The organism is Vibrio sp. 1978 (assembly GCF_033344345.1).
The window spans coordinates 1-1,196 of sequence record NZ_JAWPOP010000116.1; the positions used below are offsets into that span (position 1 = coordinate 1).

Genomic DNA, 1,196 nt, shown 5'->3' on the forward strand with positions numbered 1-1,196 from the left:
CATAGCCACCTATACAATCTTTTTGTATTTGCTTGATAAGAAAAAAAGAGGCCGTGTGGCCTCTTTTTCGTTATTCGTCTTATGTTAAAAAAATGACGTTTTTAGTCTTTCTTTCTCGGTAACCACCAAGCCAGCATTAAACTCAGCGCAACCCAAAAATACAATGGCCAAGTGCCAAACGTTCGGTATGGTGTTGTTCCATCTGTTGGGGTGAGCTCTGCACGTAGTACAGCTGTTTCAAATTGAGGAACTTGCTCTACAATCTTGCCTTTATAATCGGTTACTGCTGTTAAGCCGTTGTTTGTTGAACGGATCAGCGGTTTGCCCAGTTCCAAAGCACGCATACGAGCGATTTCCATATGCTGAAGTGGTCCAATCGAATGTCCAAACCATGCATCGTTCGAAAGCGTTAGAATGAAGTCGGTTTCGTCAGTAACGTTTTGACGCACTTGTTCATTAAAAATGATCTCGTAACAGAGCGCTGGTGCCATGTGCATGCCGTTCGCAACGATATTAGGTTGCACGAACGCCCCACGACTAAACGACGACATTGGTAAATTGAAGAATGGAGCCAGCGGGCGCAAGATATCTTCAAACGGAACAAACTCACCAAACGGTAATAGGTGATGCTTGTGGTAGCGTTCGCTCATATCAAAGCTGTAATCACCGTATGGTGTGACGCCTAGCGACAGAATGCTGTTATAGAACTGCTTGTCTTCCGATTGATTAACAATGCCTGTGATGATGGCGCTGTTGTTCATCTTCGCGGCACTGTCGATGTTGCTCAAGAAGGAAGGCACTTCAACTTCAAATGCAGGGATTGCTGCTTCTGGCCAGACAATGATGTCGGCGTCCCAGTTTTCACGCGTCAGGTCGGCGTACTTCATGATGGTTGGCCAGCGTTGGCTTGGCAGCCATTTGAGGTTCTGGTCGACGTTACCTTGAATCAACGCCACTTTGGTGGTGTCTTCTGGGCGAGGTGTCACCCAATCATATTGGCGAATCCCAAAACCTGCGCTCATCAAAACAACAGGGATGATAATCATCAACCACTGTTTGTGAATCCACGCATATGCTAATGCTCCTGCACTAATAAGAACAAACAGCGTAAGCAGTTCTACACCACCGATCGGTGCAAAGCTTGCTAGTGGCGCATCAATTTGACTATAGCCCAACCACAACCAAGGGAAGCCGGT

General features: G+C 46.5%; 1 protein-coding gene. It reads right to left on the reverse strand.

Annotated elements, in window-relative coordinates; translation table 11 throughout:
- Positions 1–101 precede the first annotated feature (101 nt).
- Positions 102–1,196: apolipoprotein N-acyltransferase (gene lnt, locus R8N49_RS24870; protein WP_318190183.1), on the reverse strand; the 1,095-nt coding region annotated here is incomplete at its 5' end.